This is a genomic window from Sorangium sp. So ce204 (assembly GCF_051526795.1).
GTDB classification, from domain to species: Bacteria; Myxococcota_A; Polyangia; order Polyangiales; family Polyangiaceae; genus Sorangium; species Sorangium cellulosum_B.
The window spans coordinates 13,051,564-13,070,713 of record NZ_CP150317.1; the positions used below are offsets into that span (position 1 = coordinate 13,051,564).

The window sequence follows — 19,150 nt, forward strand, 5'->3', positions numbered from 1 at the left end:
GCGCGCCCGCTGGCCGCCGCCCGGCGCGCGCGCTGGCCGGCGCGGCGCCTACCTGGAGAGCCAGACCGTGTACGCGTGCGGCATGAACGGCGCGTCGTCGGGATCGAAGGGGAGGCTGCGGATCATGCTCCCCGCGTTGACGCCCACGACGAGCAGCCCCGAGAGCCCGTCGAGCCCCACCACCGTGCGCTGCGCGCGGCTGCTGCCGAAGACCCCGGCCACGTCGACGCGGCCGGCCTCGGCGCCCTGCGCGTCGACCTTCACGATCGCCCAGCGGAACAGCGCGGGCAGCTCCCAGTCGGCCACGAAGGTGATCTCGGCCGTCTTGAGATCCGGCCGGGCGGCCGCGCTCTCCGCCGAGAGATCGAGCCAGAGGTACGTCGCGCCGGTCGGCTCGATCGGGCGCAGGGGCGCGACCCGCCGCGGGAGCGTGGCGTAGGGCAGCGACCACTCGAAGCGAACCCGGCCGAAATCGCCGAAGCGCGCGGCGTCGGAGAGGTGCGCGCCGTCGCTGCGGCTGCCAAGGAACGCTCGCGCGACGGCGAACTCGAGGAGCAGGTCGTCGAGGTCCTCGCCGCGGGATCGCAGCGACGCCCGGAGCGCATCGAAGGTGTCGGGCTCGGCGTGGAAGCGCGCCGCGCCCGCGGGCGTGGACTGCGCCGCGATGGCGAGCAGCGACGTCGCGACCTGCGCCGGCGTCCCGGTGCCGTACGCGTCGTCGAGGTACCACGGAAAGAGCAGGCCGCCGTCGAGCGCGCCGAGCGCCGCGCCGGTGAGCGCCCGCTCGGGCGCCCGCTGGAAGGCGTCGACCGCGGCGAGCTCCTCGGCCGCGCAGGGCGCCGCGATGGCGGCGAGGTAGCTCGCCGTCATCGCGATCGCGCCCTCCTCCGCCCCGGCGTCGAGGCGCATGGCGACGGCGGCTCCGAGCGCGTAGGCCGCGTCGGACGCGCTCGCGCACCCGCCGCGCCCCGGCGCTGCGACGATGGCGAACGCGCTCGCGGCGTCGAACCGCTCCCCGAGCGCCCGCAGGTCGTACCCCACGCGCGTCGGGCCGCGGCGCGGGCCGCGCTCCAGGTAGAGATCGTACGCCGGGCCGCCGCCCCGCGCGCCATCGGGGAGCGGGCGCGGCAGACCGAGCGCGTCGTAGGCCCGCATCGCGGCCTCCAGGTGGGTGAGGCTCTCGAGGAGGGCGGCGCCGGGGACGTCCGCGGGCGCGTGCACGCAGACGGGCAGCGTGAAGGAGCAGGCGCGTTGTCGAACGTCGCGCTCGCCCGGGCGCTGCACGGGCGAGACCACGGGTCGGCCCTGGGCCGGCGGGGCGGCGGCCGCCGAGGCGCCGTCGTCCGAGGGCGCCCCGGCCTGCGCGCTCGCGACGGGCGAGGGCGGCCTGGCCGACGGCGCGTCCGGCGCGCGCGCCGCTGCCGCTGGAGGGCCGCCGAGGGCCGCGCCCAGGGCGAGCACCACGAGCGCCCAGGGCGCGGTGCGTCGCAGCGCGGGCGCTCGCCTTGGTCGCGCGGCTGGGGCGCGTGTGGGGAACGGTCTCATGGGGAGCGCACCTGGTATCCGGAGATCCGCCGGCGAGTCTGCCCCGGCGGCTTCGCGCTAGCTCATCGCACGAGCGACCGCCCTTGCCCATGCTCGCCGACGTCGGTCCTGCGCCCCCGCCGGCCCGCGCCGGGAAGGCCCCGGCGGCGGCGTGGCTCATCTCGCTCCAGAGCGGGAATGCTGGGGTGTCTGGACCCCGATCTCACCGGATCGAACTCCTGGTATCGTGTTCGCCCCTCGCCCGCCTCCCGGGCGGGGGCGAAAGCCCAGGACGATTCAATGACCCATCCGCTCCACGACATCTTGCTCCCCGACAGCCGACACGACTTCTTCCCCGTGGTGATCGAGATCCCGAAAGGATCGAAGTGCAAGTATGAGCTCGACAAGAAGACCGGGCTCTTGATGCTCGACCGCGTGCTCTACTCGTCAGTGCACTACCCGGCCAATTACGGCTTCATCCCTCAGACGCACGCGGGCGACGGCGACCCGCTCGACGTGCTCGTCCTCATGCAGGAGCCGGTCGTGCCGCTCACGATCGTGAGGGCGCGCGCCATCGGCGGCTTCTTCATGCGCGACGACAAGGGGGTCGACGACAAGATCATCGCGGTCGCCGTCGACGACCCCTCCGTGGCCCATTACCTGACCCACGAGGAGCTGCCGCCGCACGTGACCAAGGAGCTCATGCGGTTCTTCATCGACTACAAGACGCTCGAGAACAAGCTCGCAGAGGTAGATACGATGTACGACAGGAACCGCGCCCTGGAGGTCATCGAGGAGTCCGTCGCGAGCTATCGCTCGATCAGCGCCTGGTCCAAGGGCTGACGCGGCTGGCCCTGGGGCCCGGTTGCAGCGGCGCACGGATGGATCGCGGAAGCGGTGGATCGCCCTTCCTGGACCCCTCGGCGTCCACCCCTCGCAACCTTCGAAAAAATCCAGAAACCGGGCATGGCGGCGCGGGGTAACCCCGCGAGAACACGCGGCACGAGGGTTGCTTTACCGCCCGCCGTGGATCGCTTCTCGACGCTCATGGACGACGAAGACCTTGCCCAGCGGCTCACCCAGAGCCCTGAGGTCGAAACGCGCCTGGCGATCCAGCGGCTCCGGTTCGACCTCGGATCCGGTGGGAGGTCGAGCTCTCTGGCGTGGCGGGTGACACCGTGAGTCGGCTCAACGCGGAGCGTCGAACTCGACGTCGCTCCGGGGAGAGCCACCAAGGGCCCACCATGACGCATGCAGGCGAGCGGGCAGGGCAAAGACGCTGAAAACGACGCTGAAAACGATTCGAACGCGGCCAACGCAATCAACGCAAACAACACGAATGACGCGGACGATTCGGTGACAGGCCAGTGACAGGCCATTGAAGCGCGCGGGTATGCGCATGGATTATCGAGGCGACACCGCTTGATCGGGGCTTGACAACATGAGAGACATCAGCTTTTCTCAAGCAATGATGAGCACGCTTAATAGCTTAGTTTCGGCGAAAGCGTGTCGCCGCTACTCCGCAGTGGCGCTTCTCCTCGCCGGCCCGCTCGGTTGCCTGGGCAACCTCGGCAATACCGACGGGACGCCCTCCGAGACCAGCAGCGGCAGCGGCAGCGGCAGCGGCAGCGGCACCGGAAGCAGCAGCAGCGGCGGCGACGCTGGCGGCCCGCCGATAGGCGACCCGCCGGAGGTGCCCCCGGAGATCCCGGAGGTGTCGGAATGCGAGGTCGCGGACAAGAGCACCCCGGGCCCGCGCGTTGTGCGTCGCCTGACGGTGGATCAATTTGAGGCCACTGTCCGCGATCTCTTCAAGGACCAGTCCGTCGCCCTCCCGAGCATCTTCAACGATCCGCAGGTGCTCGGGTTCTCGGCCGACGCGAACGCGCTGGTGATCCGCGACCTGACGGCCCAGCAGATCATGGATTGGGCCGAGACGACCGCCGACTGGGCGGTGACGAACAAGCTCTCCAGCATCACCACGACGACGTGCAGGACCCTGGACGCGAGCTGCCGGACCGAGTTCATCCGCGACTTCGGCCGCCGCGCGTTCCGCGACAAGCTCACGGACGAGCGCGTCGCGTCCTACGACGCGCTGTTCGGGGCGGAGGCGTCGTTCGAGGACGGCGCCAAGGTGGTCGTGGGCGCCATGCTGCAGTCGCCGTACTTCCTCTATCGCCACGAGATCGGGACCGAGGCGAGCGGCTCGGGCGTCTACGAGCTCACCCCGCATGAGATCGCGAGCAACCTCTCGTACTTGCTGACCGGGACCATGCCGGACGAGGCGCTGCTGCAGGCCGCCGACGCGGCCGCCGCCCAGGGCGCCAACCTGACCAGCGAGCAGATCGCCCAGCACGCGCTGCGCCTGCTGGAGGATTCGGCGACAAGGCCGCTCGCCGAGAAGGAGATGATGCGGTTCATGCGCGGCTGGCTCCAGCTGAACCGCCTCGTCACCGCGGTGAAGGACAACACGGTCTTCGATCTCACGGACGCCCTGCGCAAGGACATGATGGCCGAGACGCAGGCGCTCGTCGTGGACACCGCGTTCAACCAGAACGGCACGTTCGCCAACCTCCTGCAGGCGGACTACACGTTCATCAACGCCAGCCTCGGTTCGCACTACGGCATCAACGGCGCCGGGGGCACCGAGCTGACGAAGGTGACGCTCACCCCGGGGCAGCGCGACGGGGGCATCCTGGCCCACGGCAGCTTCCTGACGGGGCATGGCAGCGCGAAGCTTTCCTCGCCGACCCAGCGCGGCAAGATGGTCCGCACGCGGCTCCTCTGCCAGCCGCTCGAGCCCCCGCCGCCCGGCGTGGATCCGAACGTCAAGCCCCTGGAGACCCCGGCGACCACGCGCGAGATGGTCGAGCAGCACACGAAGGCGGAGTACTGCGCGGGTTGCCACAAGTACACCGACAAGATCGGCGTCGGCTTCGAGCACTACGACACGTTCGGCCGGTGGCGGAACGATGAGAACGGGATCCCCGTCGACGTGACCGGCACGGTCGTCGAGCCGCCGACCGGGGAAGACTACAATTTCAGCGGCGTGACCGAGCTGGCCGACTACCTCGCGGCGAGCGAGGACGTCAAGGCGTGCATGGTCCGTTACTGGTCGTACTACGCGTTCGGCGGCACCTGGGAGCAGGACGGCTGCACGTACGAGAAGGTCCAGGAGGAGGCGGCCACCGAAGATTTCCGCCTCAAGAGCGTGTGGCTCGCGCTGACGCGCGCGCCGCACTTCACCCGCAGAGTTCAAGGTCCGTGACCCCACGGCTGCAACCCAAGAACAGATCGGTAGCGAGTGAAAGGATCGGTCATGCGCAGCCACAGTCGTAGGAAGTTTCTCAAGGGTGTCGGGGCCAGCCTGGGGGCCAGTCTTCTGTTCTCTCCCTTCTATGAATCCATCGCCAACGCGGCTCCCGGGAAGAAGCCGAAGCGGCTCCTGATCTTCTTCACCATGGGGACGGCCCCCTCGATCTGGAAGCCCAAGAGCGTCTCCGGCGAGACCCCCACGTTCAGCGAGTCCACCTCGCCGCTCGAGGAGGTGAAGGAGCACATCGTGATGCTGGACGGCCTCCCCAGCGGGAGCCCCAGCAACAACCACGGGTCCGCCGACGGCCTCACCGGGATGGGCTATTACAGCAACGGCCCCTACGGGCTGATCTCGGTCGACCAGTACATCGTCGAGAAGCTGAAGGGCAAGGGGCTGTCGACGCCCATCCCGTCGCTCCTGCTCGGCGCCGCCGTCGAGGGCGGCAAGACGGGGTTCTACAAGGGGACCAACCTGTCGCCCATCGGCTCCCCCACGTCCGCCTACTCGACCGTGTTCACGGGCTTCACGCCGTCCAACAACCAAGGCAACAACGACAACGGCGCCGCCGAGGCCCTGCTGAAGCGGCGCAAGAGCGTCCTCGACAACCTCATGAAAGAGGTCACGTCGCTCAAGGGAAACCTGGGGAAGGAGCAGCAGTACAAGCTGGATCTGCACCTCGATTCGATCCGCCAGCTCGAGCAGCGGCTCTCGAACACGATGACCCCGGGCGGAGATGGAGGGACGGGCGCCTGCTCCGTCCCGGGGACGCCGAGCGGCGACATGAGCAATGGCTTGAAGGCCAACCAGCTTCATCTGGATATCATCGTCGGCGCGTTCGCGTGCGATATCACCCGCGTCGCCTCGATCCAGTGGGGCTCGGATCAGATGATGAACGCGAACCTGAGCGAGATCGGGCTCAGCGGTGAGGAGCATAACGGCATGATCCACACCGGCGCTCCTGCGCACCTCGACCTGATCAAGCTCGAGAAGTGGCTGCACCAGCAGTTCGTGGGCGTCATCAAGAAGCTGAAGGCGACGCCCGAGGCCGACGGCTCCGGGACGCTCCTCGACAACACGCTCGTCGCCTGGTGCCGTGACATGGGCGACGCGCCGAACCACACCCAGAACGAGATGAAGTTCGTCCTGGCGAGCGGCAACGGCGGCTACCTGAAGACGGCCCCTGGCGGCCGGTTCATCAAGAGCGGCGAGCGGCACGAGCGCGTGCTGCTCAGCCTGTGCGACGCGATGGGCGTCACGGACTTCTCCGGCTTCGGGGATCCGGCTCTGGGCAGCAAGTCGCCGCTCCCCGGCATCGCCGCGACCTGACACCGAGGACGCGAGGCCGCTCGCCGCGACAGGTGCGCCCCCACGCACCTGTCGCGGCGAGCTCCGTTGGCGCGAGATCGGTAGCGTGAGAGGGTCGTTCATGCGCAGCCATCGTCGTAGAGATTTCCTCAAGGGGCTGGGGGCCAGCGTCGGGGCCGGCTTCTTGTTCAACCCATTCCTCGACTCCGTCGCGGAGGCGGCGCCCGGCCGGAAGCCCAAGCGGCTCCTTCTGTTCTGCACGATGGGGACCGCGCCATCGATCTGGAAGCCCACGAGCGTCTCGGGCGAGACCCCCACGTTCAGCGAGTCGACGTCGCCGCTCGCGGACGTGAAGCAGCACGTCGTGCTCGTGGACGGCCTCCCCAGCGGGAATCCGGGGAACAACCACGGCGCGCCCGACGCCCTGACGGGGCTCGGCTTCAGCGACCCCGCCAAGCTGATCTCCGTCGACCAGTTCATCGCGGACAAGCTGATCGCCGCCGGCACGAAGACGCAGATCCCCTCGCTCTTGCTGGGCGCCGAGAGCACGGTGAACGGCGGGCGATCGCCGTATTATCGCAAGGACAACCTGCCGGGCATCGCCTCTCCGACGTCCGCCTACTCCACCCTGTTCGGCTCGGCGATCCCGTCGAACACGTCGTCAGACGATCTCTTGCGCCGTCGCAAGAGCGTCCTCGATCACCTCAAGAACGAGATCAAGGCGCTCGAGGGGAACCTCGGCTCCGAGCAGAAGTACAAGCTGGAGCTGCACATCGACTCGATCCGGCAGATCGAGGAGCGGCTGGCCAACGCGTCGTCCGGCCAGACAGGCGGCTGCAGCGTGCCGACGAAGCCCGCCACCGATCCGGCCAACCCGCTCCAGGCCAACCTGCTCCACATGGATCTCCTCGTCGGCGCGTTCGCGTGCGACCTCACCCGGGTCGGCGCGATCCAGTGGGGCTCGGATCAGGCCATGAACGTCGATCTCCCGGACATCGGGCTGAAGGGCGACGAGCACGGCGCCATGATCCACACGGGCGCGCCGGCGCACCTCGACCTGATCAAGCTGGAGAAGTGGCTGTCGCAGCGGTTCGTCGACCTCATCAACAAGCTGAAGGCGATCCCGGAGGCCGACGGCTCCGGGACGCTCTTCGACAACACGCTGATCGCGTGGTGCCGCGACATGGGCGACTCGCCGAACCACAACCAGAACGAGATGAAGTTCGTCCTGGCGAGCGGCGAAGGCGGCTATCTGAAGACGGCCCCTGGCGGCCGGTACATCAAGAGCGGCGAGCGGCACGAGCGCGTGCTGCTCAGCCTGTGCGACGCGATGGGCGTCACGGACTTCGCCGGCTTCGGCGATCCGAACCTGCGGTCCAAGTCGCCGCTTCCGGGCCTTTCGGCCAGCTGAGGCGGCCGGAGCGCCGCTTCTTCCCGGCGCGCGCGCTCCGGTTCCCCGCGACCGCCGCGTCGCTCCCGGGCGCCTGCGCGCCCTCGGGCGCACGCCGCCGTCGACCCCCGTCCCGCGCCCGGCGTACACTCGTCACCATGACGACGCGCGCGCCGGCGGAGTACGAGGCAGATCAACGGCGAGACGACCTGTCCGCGTACGCGCGGTACCTGTCCGCGATGGACGCCTCGATGCGCCAGAAGGTCGCGCTCACGGCGGCGCACCTCCTGTGCGAGGGCCGCGTCGCCGACATGGGCATGGGCTCGGGGCAGGGCAGCGCCGCGCTGGCCCAGCTCTACCCGCGCCTCGAGGTCATCGGCGTCGACATCGATCCGACGGTCGTCGAGCTCGCGCGCCGCGCTCATCAGCAACCGAACCTGGGCTTTCAGCTGGGCGACATCGCCAGGACGGTATTCCCGCCGGAGAGCCTCGACGGGATCTTCGACTCGTCGGTGCTCCACCACGTCACCTCGTACGGGGGCTACCGCCACGCGAACGCCGCGGAAGCGCTGGCGGCGCAGGTGGAGCAGCTCTCGCCGGGCGGGGTGCTCGTGGTGAGGGACTTCGTCGATCCCGGGCCGGAGGCGGTGTTTCTGGACGTGCCCGCCGAGGACGGCGACGACGGCCGCGATCCCCGCAGCGCCTCGACGGCGGCGCTGCTCGAGCGGTTCGCGGGTGAGTTTCGCTCGCTCTCGCCGGAGCCGGGGTTCCCGCTGGCGCGCGCCGCGAGCGAGCCCTCCGGCGCGCTGCCCGCGCCGCGCCCGGGGTGGCGCCGGTACCGGCTCGCCCACAAGCATGCTGTCGAGTTCGTGCTGCGGAAGGATTACCGCGCTGACTGGGAAGCCGAGGTCAAGGAGGAGTACACCTATTTTTCTCAGGCGCAGTTCGAGGCGCTCTTCGCCCGGCTCGGGCTGCGGGTGCTGTCGTCGACGCCGCTGCGCAACCCCTGGATCGTGCGGAACAGGTTCGTCGGTCGCTTCGAGCTCCGGGACACCACGGGCGCCCGACTGCCTTATCCGCCCACCAACTACCTGATCGTCGGAGAGAAGGTGAAGGCCGGTCAAGGGGTCGCGTTCCGGCTCGCGCCCGCGGAGAGCGCCCGGCAGTTCTTGCGGATCGAGCACCACCAGGATCGGGCGACAGGGCAGGTGTTCGACCTGGCGGCGCGGCCGCACCCCACGCTGGACATCGTGCCGTTCTTCTTCGCGGGTGAGACGGCGTATGTGCTGGCGCGGACCAGCTATCCGCGGCCGATCGCGCGCGCCTGCCGCGAGGAGACGCCTCCCCTCGACGGCAGCGGGCCGGCGGACTACCTGGCCGAGCCGATCGCGGTCGTGCAGACCGAGTTCCCGGTCGGGCACACGGTCGAGCATGCGCTGGAGCGGGCGGCCGGGGTGCGGGCGGCGGCGATCCAGCGCATGATCCCGGGCACGACGTACTACCCATCGCCCGGCGGCATCCTCGAAGAGGTGCGCTCGATGCTGGTGGAGGTCGAGCCCACGTTCGTGAACGCGCCCTCGGAGAACGTGTCGGGGTTCGGCACCTCGGGGCGCATCCGCGCCATCGAGGCGCGCCAGCTCCTCCGCGCCGCGCAGGTCGGCGGCCTGCCCGACGCGCGGCTCGAGCTGAACGTCTACGACCTCCTGGCGCGCTTCGGCCTGCCGTTCGGGCCGTGGATCGGCGACGAGATCCCGCTCGCGGCGGCCGGCGCGGGCGCCGCGGGCGGTGCCGGCGCCGGCGACGTCGCCGACGACGGCGGCGTGGCCGCCGTGCGGCCGACGTCGCTCGCCGCGCTGCTCGGGCGCCCGAGCCGCCGGAGGTTCTCGCGGGTGGACCCGAGCGCCAGCGCGGGGTTCCTCGAGGTGCGGCGCGCGCGCTTCGAGGAGCTGACCGCGGACGGCGGCGTGGTGGCCGCGCGGGAGCTGGAGTACGTGGTGCCTCGGCCGCTCGGGGTGCTCACGGTCTCGGCGGCGCTGCTCGCGCGGGCGCCGTCGGGGGAGATCGTGCTCGGCGTGGACGACCACGATCTGCCGGCCGCCCAGAGCTTCTCGGGCAACAGCGGCATCCTTGTCGCGCCGGCGTGGCGGCTGCCGCGGAGCGTGAGCGCGCTGTCGGCCGCCGAGGCGTTCGTGCGCGAGCGGCTGCAGGCCGAGTACGGCGTTCGGGTGGGGGCGGCCGTCGAGCTCGGCGGGGCTTACCGCCCTTCGCCAGGGCTGACCCCGGAGCTGGTCCAGCCGCTCGCCTTCGTCGTCACCGCGGCGCCTGCCTCGGCCGGCGCGCCCGCCTCGGCTGCCGCCGTGCCCGAGCTCGCGCCGGGGTCCGATGCCGCTCGGCGGCTCTCGTGGGTGCCGCTCATCGAGCTCGTCGCGGGGCGAGAGCGCCTGCCGGACGGCCACCTCCGCGTCGCGGCCCTGCGCGCGGCGCACGCGCTCGGCCTGGCGATCGCGCCGCCCCACCCGCGGTGACCCGCGGCGGGCTTACCTGAGCGCTTCCTCGAACATGTTCGTGTTGCCTGTCTGGTACGACATCTCGAACCTGACCCTGGAGATCTTCCAGCCGCCTGCGTGCCTGGCGAGCTCATAGCGGTAGTGGCCCGCGACAAGCCAGTCCTCGCCGCCCGGCGCGCGCGCGAACCGATGGTGGGCGCGGACATGGCACTCCACGACGGCGTGCTCTCCTTTCACCTCGATGTCGAGGGGGCCGAGGAAATGTTGTGATGCGTCGATCGCGTCGTGAAACTTGCTCCATCCCGCGAGCAGATCGTCCGCCGTCTGCTCCTGCGGCTCGCCCCCGAAGACCGACGTGAAATCGGCCACCACGACGTCGGCATAGAGGCTGCGGAGCTCGGTCCAGCGCCGCTTATCGATGTGGTGGGCGATCCGGACAACGACATTCTGGATCGCCTGCACGTCACTCAACTCTCGCGTCATGGTCGTCCTTTCGTCGCGTGGAGCAGGAGGCGCCGTGCTCCGTGGCGAGCTCTCTCGAGCCGTTCCTTGTCGGAGGAGAGACGCGGTTAGAGCGGCGGTCACCCGCACAGGAGACGGGCCCATCTCGACGTTTTCGGTGCTCAGCGCACTGGAGTGCGCTTGCGCGCCGAAAACGCCGATCTGGACCCGTCTCCTGTGCGGGTGACCGCCGCTCTGCGACGCTCGTCCCAGGCTCAGCTGAAAACTGCTCTAGCATGGACGTAAAATGGCGAGAAGGGCCCCGCCCCCTCGCCGTCCGGGGTTCGACATCGTTCGAGGGAGGCTGTCGACCCGGAGCGCCGCCGGGGTGAGCCCATGAAGCCCAGCGAGCTGCGGTGTCGATGACGCGCTGGTGGCCCCCTGATGCTTGGACCCCGCAACCGCGCTCGGCGGACGGCGGTTTCGAGGCCGCAGCGGCGCCGCCGGCGGGCGCGCGAACAGGCCGTATCTGCGCGCGCCGCCCGCGCGCGCGGGAGATCCAGGCCTCCGCGGCGGCTGGCACGCCGGGCGCTTACCGCGTCGCACATCGCCGGTTCGCCGGCCGCTCCCCGCGGCGCACAGCGGGGCGGAAGACCCCATGGAACTCATGAGCAATTCCCTGAAGATCCCGATGCCCGGCGCCGCGCCGACGGACCTCGCGAGCCGGAGCAGGAGGCTCGGGTGGAGCGCGCGCGCCGATGCCGGGAGGGCCCGATCGTTCGTCGCCCTGCGCGGGCGCATGCTCGCGAGCGCGAGCCTGGCCGGGGCGCTCCAGTTCATGCAGGTGACGACCCGCCCCTGGGAGCCGCACGAGCTCAGGGCGTGGCTCGACGAGCACGTGATCGCTCCGGGGTGGATGAGGCCCCCGCGCGCGGTGCGCGAGCCGGGCGCGGAGACCGTGGCGCTCGGCGAGCTGGACGAGCGGCCCGAGGCGGTCGCGGTGCTCACCACACGCGCGCGGCGGCGCGTGGGGAGCGCGCTGCTCGACTTCGTGGCACCGGACCCCGAGGGGAAGTTTCTCCGTGCAGCGCTGTACAGCGCGCGCGTCCGCTGGACCGTTGTGGGCGACCGATCAGGCTGGCTGCCGGCGCCGCACGAGAGCGACTTCCTGAGCGACGTCGTGCTCAGCCTGTTCGCCGCGGCGATCCTCTCGGGCCCGGACATCTATCAGCGCCACATGACCGTCTGCTCGCACTGCGGGCGCGTCGCGTTTGCCCAGGAGGCGCGGCCGTCCACCGCGGCCTGCCCGCGCTGCGACGGCGAGGTCCGGTGGCGCGTCCCCCTGGCCGGACCGGGCCGGCGCCGCGGCGGCGGCGGGACCGGCGAAGAGCGCGCATGAGCGGCGCCTCGCCGGCGTGATGCCATGGTGTAAAATATTGTAATTATTGTTATTTATGGCTCATGGCAGCGCGACGTACGCGACCGCCTGGTCCCTCAACCACGTGCGTTGCCGGCGCACGAAGGTGCGTGTGGCGCGCACGATGGCCGGCGCGAGCTCGTCGGCCGGCAGGCGCCCTTCCAGGTGTTCCCGCACCTGCCGGTAGCCGACGGAGCCCATCGCCCGCGCTTCGCCGTAGCCGCGGGAGAGGAGCGAGCGGACCTCGTCCACCCAGCCCTGCGCGAGCCACCCGGCGACGCGGGCCTCGATGCGATGGTCGAGCCCGGTGCGGTCCCGGTGCACCGCGAGCAGCCGCGCGGCGTGCCGGCGCTCCCGGAAGCCGTGCTCCGCGTGCCACGCGCTCTGCGTCCGGCCCGAACGCTCGTAGATCTCCAGCGCCCGGCTGACCCGCACGAGGTCGTTGGGCGCGAGCCGGGCCGCGCTCTCCGGATCCACGGCGGCGAGGCGCGCGTGGAGCGCGGCGCGCCCCTCGGCGTCGGCGATCGCGCGGTGGCGCGCGCGCGCCTCGGGATCGGCGGGTGGCGCGGGCGACAGGCCGAGCACGAGCGCCTTCACCCAGAGGAACGTGCCGCCGCAGACGACGGGGACCCGGCCGCGGCCGCGGATGTCGTCGATGGCCGCCTCGGCGAGCTCCGCGAAGCGCTGGGCGTCGATCGCCTGGAGCGGATCGACCGCGTCGACCAGGTGGTGCGCCGCGCGCGCCCGCTCGGCGGGCGTCGGCTTCCCGGAGCCGAGGTCGAACTCCCGGTAGATCTGCACGCTGTCGGCGCTCACCACCTCGCCGCCGAACCGCTCCGCGAGCCGGATGGCGAGCTCGGTCTTGCCGCTCGCCGTCGGGCCGACCACGACGAGCAGCTCACCCGGCGCCGGCGGCGCGATCGTCTCCCACGACGGCGGCGCGGCCGCGCCGGCGTCCGGGGCGAGCTCGAGCGCCGCCTCGCTCACCGCCTCCCCACGCGGTGCTCCAGCTCCGGCCAGCCGACGCGCATCACGATGGGCCGACCGTGCGGGCAGTGGCCGGCGAAGTCGACCTCGTCGAGCGCCGTGAGCAGCGCCCGCGCCTCCTCCGGCGCCACCGGGTCGCCCGCGCGCAGCGAGCCGTGGCAGGCCATCGTCGCGAGCGCGAGGTCGACCGCGCCCGAGAAGGCGCGCTCGCCCGAGTGGCTGAGCTCGTCCACGAGGTCGCGCACGAGGCGCTCGGGCGCCGCGCGGCGGAGCAGCGTCGGCACCGCGTGCACCGCGAGCTGCGCCGCGCCCGCCGGGCGCACGTCGAGCCCGAGCCGCGCGATCGCCTCCTGCGCCTCCTCGACGAGCGACACCTCCGCGGGGGCCGCCTGGACGATCACCGGGAAGAGGAGCTTCTGCGTGGCGACGTCGCGCCCGTCGAACGACGCGCGCAGGCGGTGGAAGGTCACGCGCTCCGCCGCCGCGTGCTGATCGAGGAAGTAGATGCCGTCCGGCCCCTCGCACACGAAGAAGGTGTTGCGCACCTGGGCGAGGAAGCGCAGCGACCGCCAGGAGACAACGCGCTCGGCCGCGGCGAGCAGCGGCCCGCTGCGCGCCGGTAGATCCGGGTAGGGGACGGGCGGCGACCCCGGCGCGGGCGCCGGCGGCTCACCCGGCCCGCCGCGCGCCGGGAGATCGAGCGCAGCGATGTCGGCCCACGCCCCGAGCTGCGCCGGCGCCGCCGGCCCGGCCGGCGCGGCGTGCGGGCGCGCCGGCGGGACACCGCCGAGGTCGCCGCCGAGGCCCCACGGATCGCCCGGCGGCGCCTGCGGCTCGCCCGATGCGCCCGGCGTCGACGCGCCCGGCGTCGACGCGCCCGGCGCCTCCGCCGCGGGGCCGCTCGACCAGACCCAGGCGTCTCCGGGCGGGGACGCCGGGTCCTCGAAGAGCTTGCCCTTGCGGCCCTGGAAGCCGCCGGGGGCCGGCGCGGGCAGGCCGAACGCCGCGGCCACCTGCGCGGCGACGATCTTGTAGAGCGCGTCGGCGACGGCGCGGCCGTCGGCGAAGCGGACCTCGGCCTTCTGGGGGTGGACGTTCACGTCCACGAGCTCGGCGGGCAGATCGATGAACACCGCGCCGATGGGGTACCGGCCCGGCTCGAGGACGCTGCCGTAGGCGAGCGCGATCGAGCGCGCCAGCGAGCGGTCGCGCACGTGCCGGCCGTTCACGAACATCCACAGCCAGCTGGCGCCCGAGCGGGCGCGCTCCGGCCGCGACACGAACGCCTCGACCGTGAGCGGCCCGCGCTGGCCCGCGCACGTCGCGAGCTCCTCGCCCGCGAGCATCGCGCGCGCCCGCTCCGCGCGGCTCGAGGTGCGCAGCCACTCCCGCGCGACGCGCCCGTCGCGCGAGAGGACCAGCGTCACGCCCGGCTCGCCGAGCGCGACCGCCTGCGCGATCTCGGACACGTGCGCCGACTCGGTGCCGACGGCGCGCAGGAACTTGCGCCGCGCGGGGACGTTGAAGAAGAGATCGCGCACCTCGACCACGGTGCCGGCGGCGCACCCGCAGGGGATGGCCTGCGCCGCGCCGCCGCCCTCGATCCGGATCTCCGTCCCCTCGGACTCGCCGTCGCGCCGCGTCCGCAGCGAGAAGCGGCTCACCGAGGCGATGCTCGGGAGCGCCTCGCCGCGGAAGCCGAAGCTCTGGATGCTGCGGAGGTCGTCGATCCGGGCGATCTTGCTCGTGGCGTGGCGGAGCACCGCGAGGGAGGCGTCCTCGCGGCTCATCCCGCGCCCGTCGTCCGCGACGCGCACCAGGCCGACACCGCCCCCCTCGATGTCGACGCGGATGCGGCGCGCGCCCGCGTCGAGCGCGTTCTCGACGAGCTCCTTCACGACGCTCGCCGGCCGCTCGACCACCTCGCCCGCCGCGATCTGGTTGGCGAGGTCGTCCGGGAGGATGGCGACCCTCCGCTCCTCGGCCTGCGTGAGCGTCGATCGAGGATCCGCGCCGGCGATCCTCTCCGCGGTGCTCATGGCTCGTCGCCGGGGTCGACCGCCCGGGCGACCGCCTGGAAGTACATCTTGGTGCGCTCCCGCGTCAGCGCCACGGCGGCGGAGCCGAAGACGGCCAGCTCGAAGATCACGAAGCGCACCCGCTCGGCGGTCCACCAGAGGCCGGTGTTCGTGAGGCCCGCGCGCTCGGGGATGTCCGGCGGAAGGAGCGCCCCCGCCTGCGCCACCATGTCGATCCAGGCGCCGCGGACGCCCCGCGTGAGCGCGTACTCGACCGCGGCGAAGGCCAGGTTGGCGACGAGGACCTGGAGGACGAAGCCGCGCGTGCCGGGCCGCCCGCCGAGCGCCAGCCCGCTCGCGACGACGAGCAGCCCGCCGAGGAGCAGCTTCCCGATGCTGAGGGGGAAGGAGACGTCCTGGTACAGGCTCAGCGCGCGCGCCTGCGCGGCCTCGAGCACGAGGAACGTGAACTGGAACGGATCCCCCTGGTCGCGCGCTTGCTCGGCCACGGCCATGACGTCGGGGGCCATGCCGGCGCGCAGGTACATGGCCGTCCCGCACCCGGCCATGAAGCCGCGCACGCCGATGAGCCAGGTGAGCAGCATGGTGGCCACCAGGTACCAGGGGCGCAGCGAGCGCGGGCGCGGAGGGCGGTGCGAGTCCACGTGGAGGAGGCTGGCGTGTAGCACGTTCTCCGATCTCGCGCGCTCTCTTCCTTACCTGCGGATCGCGGAGCGGGTAGCCTCCGGATCGCGAAGCGCCCGCGCGCCTGCGCGCCGGCACAGGTGGCGCGGTGCGGCGGGGCTGTACTAGAACTTCGAGGACGAGGTCCGGGTGGCGAAGAGCAAGAGCGAGCCGCGAACGAAGCGAACGAAGGGGACCGGAGCGCCCCAGCCCGACGGGGTGGCGAAGGCGGGGCTCCAGGCCGGAGCGGAGGATGAAGGCGCGGAGCTCCGGCCCGACTCGGACGCGGCCCCCCGGCCTGCGGCGAAGCGCCGCGCGCGCTCCACCGCGAAGGACGGCGGGCGCGCGCGCGGCGGCGAAGCGCAGCCCGCGGAGAGCGACGACGAGGGCCCGCGCGAGGACGACGACGAGGCGGACGGCGCGCCCGAGAGCGGCGCCGCGAGGGCGGGCGACGTCGACGAGGGGGACGTCGTGGAGGTCGTCGGCGAGGTGATCGACGACGCGAGCCTCGATCTGAACGACATCGAGCTGCCGCGCTCCGCGCGGGCCAGCGGCGGCGAGGGCCGCGGCGGCGGCGGCGGCAGCGACGCCGCGCTGTCGCGCACGGACCCGCTGCAGGCTTACCTGCGCGAGGTGCAGCGCCACGCGCTGCTCACGCCGGACGAGGAGAAGGAGCTGACGATCAAGTACACGAAGACGCAGGACGTCGCGACCGCCGCGCGGCTCGTGACGGCGAACCTGCGGCTCGTGGTCAAGCTCGCGTACGAGTACCGGCGCGCCTACAAGAACATCATGGACCTCATCCAGGAGGGGAACATCGGCCTGATGCAGGCCGTGAAGCGCTACGACCCCTACCGCGGCGTGAAGCTCTCCTCCTACGCGGCCTGGTGGATCCGCGCGTACATCCTCCGCTTCATCCTCAACAACTGGCGCCTCGTGAAGCTCGGCACGACGCAGGCGCAGCGGAAGCTCTTCTTCAACCTCAACAAGGAGAAGGCGAAGCTCTCGGCGATGGGCATCGAGCCCACGGCGGCGGAGATCGCGAAGCGCCTGTCGGTCGAGGAGAAGGAGGTCGTCGACATGGACCGCCGCCTCGCGAGCGGCGAGGCCTCGCTCGACGCTCCGGTCGGCGACCTCGAGGGCCGGACGATCCCGCGCGTCGAGCTGCTCGTGTCGTCGGGGGCGAGCCCGGACACCGCGTACGAGGCGAGCGAGATGGGCAAGCTCGTCCACGATCGGCTCTCGAAGTTCCGCGAGACGCTGAAGGGCAAGGACGTGATCATCTTCGACAAGCGCATGGCCGCGGAGGATCCGCTCACGCTCCAGGAGCTCGGCAACGAGTTCGGCATCTCGCGCGAGCGCGTGCGCCAGCTCGAGGCGCGGCTCCAGTCCAAGCTGCGGACGTACCTCCAGGAGGAGCTCGGCGACGCCGTCGAGATGGACTAGGCCGTGTCGAGCGGCGGCGAGCAGGGCGGGTCGAGCGGCCGCGGGTGCCTCTACGTGGTGGCGACGCCGATCGGCAACCTCGGCGACATCACGCTGCGCGCGGTCGAGACGCTGCGCGGGGCGGACCGGATCCTCGCGGAGGACACGCGGCGGGCCCGGGCGCTCCTCGGCCACCTCGGCGTCTCGGGCAAGCCGGTCGACCGGTTCGACGCGCACGCCTCGGAGGCGGACGCGGCGCGCGCGGCCGCGCGGCTCGCGGCGGGCGAGTCGATCGCCTTCATGACCGACGCCGGCACGCCGGTCGTGAGCGATCCGGGGACGGCGCTCGTGCGCGCGGCCACGGAGGCGGGGGCGCGCGTCGTGGCGATTCCCGGGCCGAGCGCGGTGATGGTGGCGGTGAGCGCGTCGGGGCTCGTGACGGGGGGCTTCCGCTTCGTCGGGTTCCTGCCCCGCGGCGGGCGCGAGCGGCGCGAGGCGCTGGCCCTCGTCACGTCGACGCCGGAGGCGGTGGTGCTGTTCGAGTCGCCGCGGCGCTTCCGCGAGACGCTGGCCGAGCTCACCGAGCGGATGCCCGGGCGGCGCGCCGTCGTCGCGCGCGAGCTGACGAAGGTGCACGAGGAGATCCTGAGCGGCAGCGTGGAGGAGCTCGCGGCGATCGAGCGGGAGTGGCTCGGGGAGATCACGCTCGTGCTCGCGCCCGCGGCGCCGGCCGCGGAGGGCGCGCGCTTGAGCGACGAGGCGCTCGACGCGCGCATCGATCGGGAGCTCGCCCAGGGGAGGCGGGCGAAGCACATCGCCGAGGAGCTGTCGGTGGAGCTCGGGCTACCGCGGCGCGAGATCTACGCGCGGGCGGTGGCGCGGCGGGAAGAGCCGCGCGAGTAGCACGCTCACGTGTGGCGGTCCTGCCCTCGCGCCTTCAGGGCGTCGACCGCGTGCTTCACGTCCTGGGCCCGATCGCGCGGCACGATGAGCAGCGCGTCGTCGGTCTCGACGACCACGAGGCCCTCCACGCCGACGAGCGCGATCACCCGGCGATCGTCGGGCGCGGCGCGCGCGCGCAGATCGACCACGTGGTTATCGTGCGCGTCGATCAGCACCGACCCCGCGGGCGCGCTGTTGCCTCGCTCGTCCTTGTCGGCGAGCTCCCAGGCGCTCTGCCAGCTGCCCACGTCGCTCCAGCCGAAGTCGCCGGGCACCACGGCGAGCCCGGCGACATGCTCCATCACGCCGTGATCGACGCTGACGGCCGGGAGGCCCGGGAACACCCGCAGGACGGCCTCCGCCTCGGCGCCCGGGCCCAGCGCGGCGGCGCGGTCGATCTCGTCGAGCCCCGCGGCGAGCGCCGGCAGGTGGGCGCGGATCGCGGCCAGCATGTCGCCGGCGCGGAAGATGAACATCCCCGCGTTCCAGAGGAAGCGGCCGCTCGCCACGAACTCCGCGGCGCGCTCGCGGCTCGGCTTCTCGACGAAGCGCCGCACGCGGCGGGGCGCTGCGGGCGCCGCGCCCTCCGCCCCGGCGGCCTCCTCCACCTCGATGTAGCCGAAGCCCGTCTCCGGGTGCGTCGGGCGGACGCCGATCGTCGTGATCGCGCCGCCCTGGGCCGAGGCGACGGCGGCCCCCAGCGCCTCGAGGAACCGCGGCACGTCGGCGATGTGGTGGTCGCTCGGGAGCACGACGACGACCGCCTCGGGGTCGTCGCGCGCGATGGTGGCGGCCGCCCAGCCGATGCACGGCGCCGTGTTGCGCGGCGCTGGCTCGACCAGCAGGCGCCGCTCGGACACCTCGGGCAGCGCCGCGCGGGTGGGCGCGACCAGGTGCTGGCCGGTCGCGATCCAGACGCGCTCCCAGCCCGCGCGCCCGCCGCGGGCGCACAGCGGGAGCGCGCGGCGCGCCGTCGCGGCGAGCAGCGGCTCGCCGCCGAGCAGCGGCAGGAGCTGCTTCGGGCGCGCGGCGCGCGACGCCGGCCAGAAGCGGGTGCCCGCGCCGCCGGCGAGGATCAGGACATGGATGGAGGGGTCGGTCGAGGTCATCGGCGCTTCTCCGCGGTTGGGCGTGCGGTCTGGACGTGCGGTTTGAACGTGCGGTTTGAACGTGCGCTCTGAACGTCGAAAAGGG

Annotated in this window: 14 protein-coding genes; 8 read left to right on the forward strand and 6 right to left on the reverse strand. The window is 72.4% G+C overall.

From position 1 onward, the window contains the following. Positions 1-48 precede the first annotated feature (48 nt). Positions 49-1,545 carry a hypothetical protein gene (locus WMF22_RS49460; protein WP_437296797.1) on the reverse strand — a complete coding sequence of 499 codons (1,497 nt, stop codon included), beginning with the start codon at positions 1,543-1,545 and terminating at the stop codon, positions 49-51. Positions 1,546-1,824: 279 nt separating this feature from the next. Here WMF22_RS49460 and WMF22_RS49465 point away from each other — a divergent pair, with 279 nt between their 5' ends. The 5 genes from WMF22_RS49465 (at position 1,825) to WMF22_RS49485 (ending at position 10,060) form a co-directional block, all read left to right on the forward strand. Continuing rightward, positions 1,825-2,367, forward strand: coding sequence for an inorganic diphosphatase (locus WMF22_RS49465; protein WP_012241655.1), 543 nt, complete (start codon positions 1,825-1,827; stop codon positions 2,365-2,367). Positions 2,368-3,049: 682 nt separating this feature from the next. After that, on the forward strand, positions 3,050-4,792 hold the full coding sequence (locus tag WMF22_RS49470; protein ID WP_438034273.1) for a DUF1592 domain-containing protein: 1,743 nt from the start codon (positions 3,050-3,052) through the stop codon (positions 4,790-4,792). Between the two features lie 51 nt (positions 4,793-4,843). Next, positions 4,844-6,166, forward strand: a complete 1,323-nt coding sequence (locus WMF22_RS49475) for a DUF1552 domain-containing protein (protein ID WP_437296800.1) — start codon at positions 4,844-4,846, stop codon at positions 6,164-6,166. Positions 6,167-6,266: 100 nt separating this feature from the next. Beyond that, the gene (locus WMF22_RS49480) at positions 6,267-7,556 is read left to right on the forward strand and encodes a DUF1552 domain-containing protein (protein ID WP_437296801.1); all 1,290 of its coding nucleotides are present in this window, start codon (positions 6,267-6,269) and stop codon (positions 7,554-7,556) included. Between the two features lie 137 nt (positions 7,557-7,693). Continuing rightward, positions 7,694-10,060, forward strand: coding sequence for a methyltransferase domain-containing protein (locus tag WMF22_RS49485; protein ID WP_437296802.1), 2,367 nt, complete (start codon positions 7,694-7,696; stop codon positions 10,058-10,060). A 12-nt stretch (positions 10,061-10,072) separates the two neighbouring features. On the opposite strand, the gene WMF22_RS49490 is transcribed toward WMF22_RS49485, so the two are convergent. Next, entirely contained in the window at positions 10,073-10,525 is a 453-nt protein-coding gene (locus WMF22_RS49490; RefSeq protein WP_438034274.1) for a nuclear transport factor 2 family protein, read from the reverse strand. 625 nt (positions 10,526-11,150) lie between these two features. On the opposite strand from WMF22_RS49490, the gene WMF22_RS49495 reads away from it, so the two are divergent. After that, positions 11,151-11,882: a hypothetical protein gene (locus tag WMF22_RS49495; protein ID WP_438034275.1), complete on the forward strand. Its 732-nt coding sequence runs from the start codon at positions 11,151-11,153 to the stop codon at positions 11,880-11,882. Positions 11,883-11,942: 60 nt separating this feature from the next. On the opposite strand, the gene miaA is transcribed toward WMF22_RS49495, so the two are convergent. From miaA to WMF22_RS49510, 3 genes are all read right to left on the reverse strand, one after another. Beyond that, entirely contained in the window at positions 11,943-12,821 is an 879-nt protein-coding gene (miaA, locus tag WMF22_RS49500; RefSeq protein WP_438037347.1) for a tRNA (adenosine(37)-N6)-dimethylallyltransferase MiaA, read from the reverse strand. A 62-nt stretch (positions 12,822-12,883) separates the two neighbouring features. Then, positions 12,884-14,926 (reverse strand): DNA mismatch repair endonuclease MutL, encoded by a 2,043-nt coding sequence (gene mutL, locus WMF22_RS49505; RefSeq protein WP_438034276.1) that lies wholly within the window; start codon positions 14,924-14,926, stop codon positions 12,884-12,886. Further along, positions 14,923-15,594, reverse strand: a complete 672-nt coding sequence (locus WMF22_RS49510; protein ID WP_437296806.1) for a hypothetical protein — start codon at positions 15,592-15,594, stop codon at positions 14,923-14,925. Before WMF22_RS49510 ends, mutL begins: the two co-directional genes overlap by 4 nt. Positions 15,595-15,739: 145 nt before the next feature. On the opposite strand from WMF22_RS49510, the gene WMF22_RS49515 reads away from it, so the two are divergent. After that, a complete protein-coding gene (locus WMF22_RS49515) occupies positions 15,740-17,035 on the forward strand; it encodes an RNA polymerase factor sigma-32 (RefSeq protein WP_437296807.1) in 1,296 nt (431 codons plus the stop codon). A 3-nt stretch (positions 17,036-17,038) separates the two neighbouring features. Next, positions 17,039-17,917 carry a 16S rRNA (cytidine(1402)-2'-O)-methyltransferase gene (gene rsmI / locus WMF22_RS49520; protein WP_438034277.1) on the forward strand — a complete coding sequence of 293 codons (879 nt, stop codon included), beginning with the start codon at positions 17,039-17,041 and terminating at the stop codon, positions 17,915-17,917. Between the two features lie 5 nt (positions 17,918-17,922). Here the strand turns inward: rsmI and WMF22_RS49525 are convergent, their stop codons facing one another. After that, positions 17,923-19,065 (reverse strand): mannose-1-phosphate guanylyltransferase, encoded by a 1,143-nt coding sequence (locus WMF22_RS49525; protein WP_438034278.1) that lies wholly within the window; start codon positions 19,063-19,065, stop codon positions 17,923-17,925. Positions 19,066-19,150: the final 85 nt, after the last annotated feature.

Excerpts from the sequence above, each read along its gene's own strand:
- mutL (WP_438034276.1), bottom strand. The coding sequence starts at position 14,926 with ATGAGCACCGCGGAGAGGATCGCCGGCGCGGATCCTCGATCGACGCTC.
- WMF22_RS49460 (WP_437296797.1), bottom strand. The coding sequence starts at position 1,545 with ATGAGACCGTTCCCCACACGCGCCCCAGCCGCGCGACCAAGGCGAGCG.
- WMF22_RS49490 (WP_438034274.1), bottom strand. The coding sequence starts at position 10,525 with ATGACGCGAGAGTTGAGTGACGTGCAGGCGATCCAGAATGTCGTTGTC.
- WMF22_RS49480 (WP_437296801.1), top strand. The coding sequence starts at position 6,267 with ATGCGCAGCCATCGTCGTAGAGATTTCCTCAAGGGGCTGGGGGCCAGC.
- WMF22_RS49465 (WP_012241655.1), top strand. The coding sequence starts at position 1,825 with ATGACCCATCCGCTCCACGACATCTTGCTCCCCGACAGCCGACACGAC.
- WMF22_RS49475 (WP_437296800.1), top strand. The coding sequence starts at position 4,844 with ATGCGCAGCCACAGTCGTAGGAAGTTTCTCAAGGGTGTCGGGGCCAGC.
- WMF22_RS49525 (WP_438034278.1), bottom strand. The coding sequence starts at position 19,065 with ATGACCTCGACCGACCCCTCCATCCATGTCCTGATCCTCGCCGGCGGC.
- WMF22_RS49485 (WP_437296802.1), top strand. The coding sequence starts at position 7,694 with ATGACGACGCGCGCGCCGGCGGAGTACGAGGCAGATCAACGGCGAGAC.
- WMF22_RS49495 (WP_438034275.1), top strand. The coding sequence starts at position 11,151 with ATGAGCAATTCCCTGAAGATCCCGATGCCCGGCGCCGCGCCGACGGAC.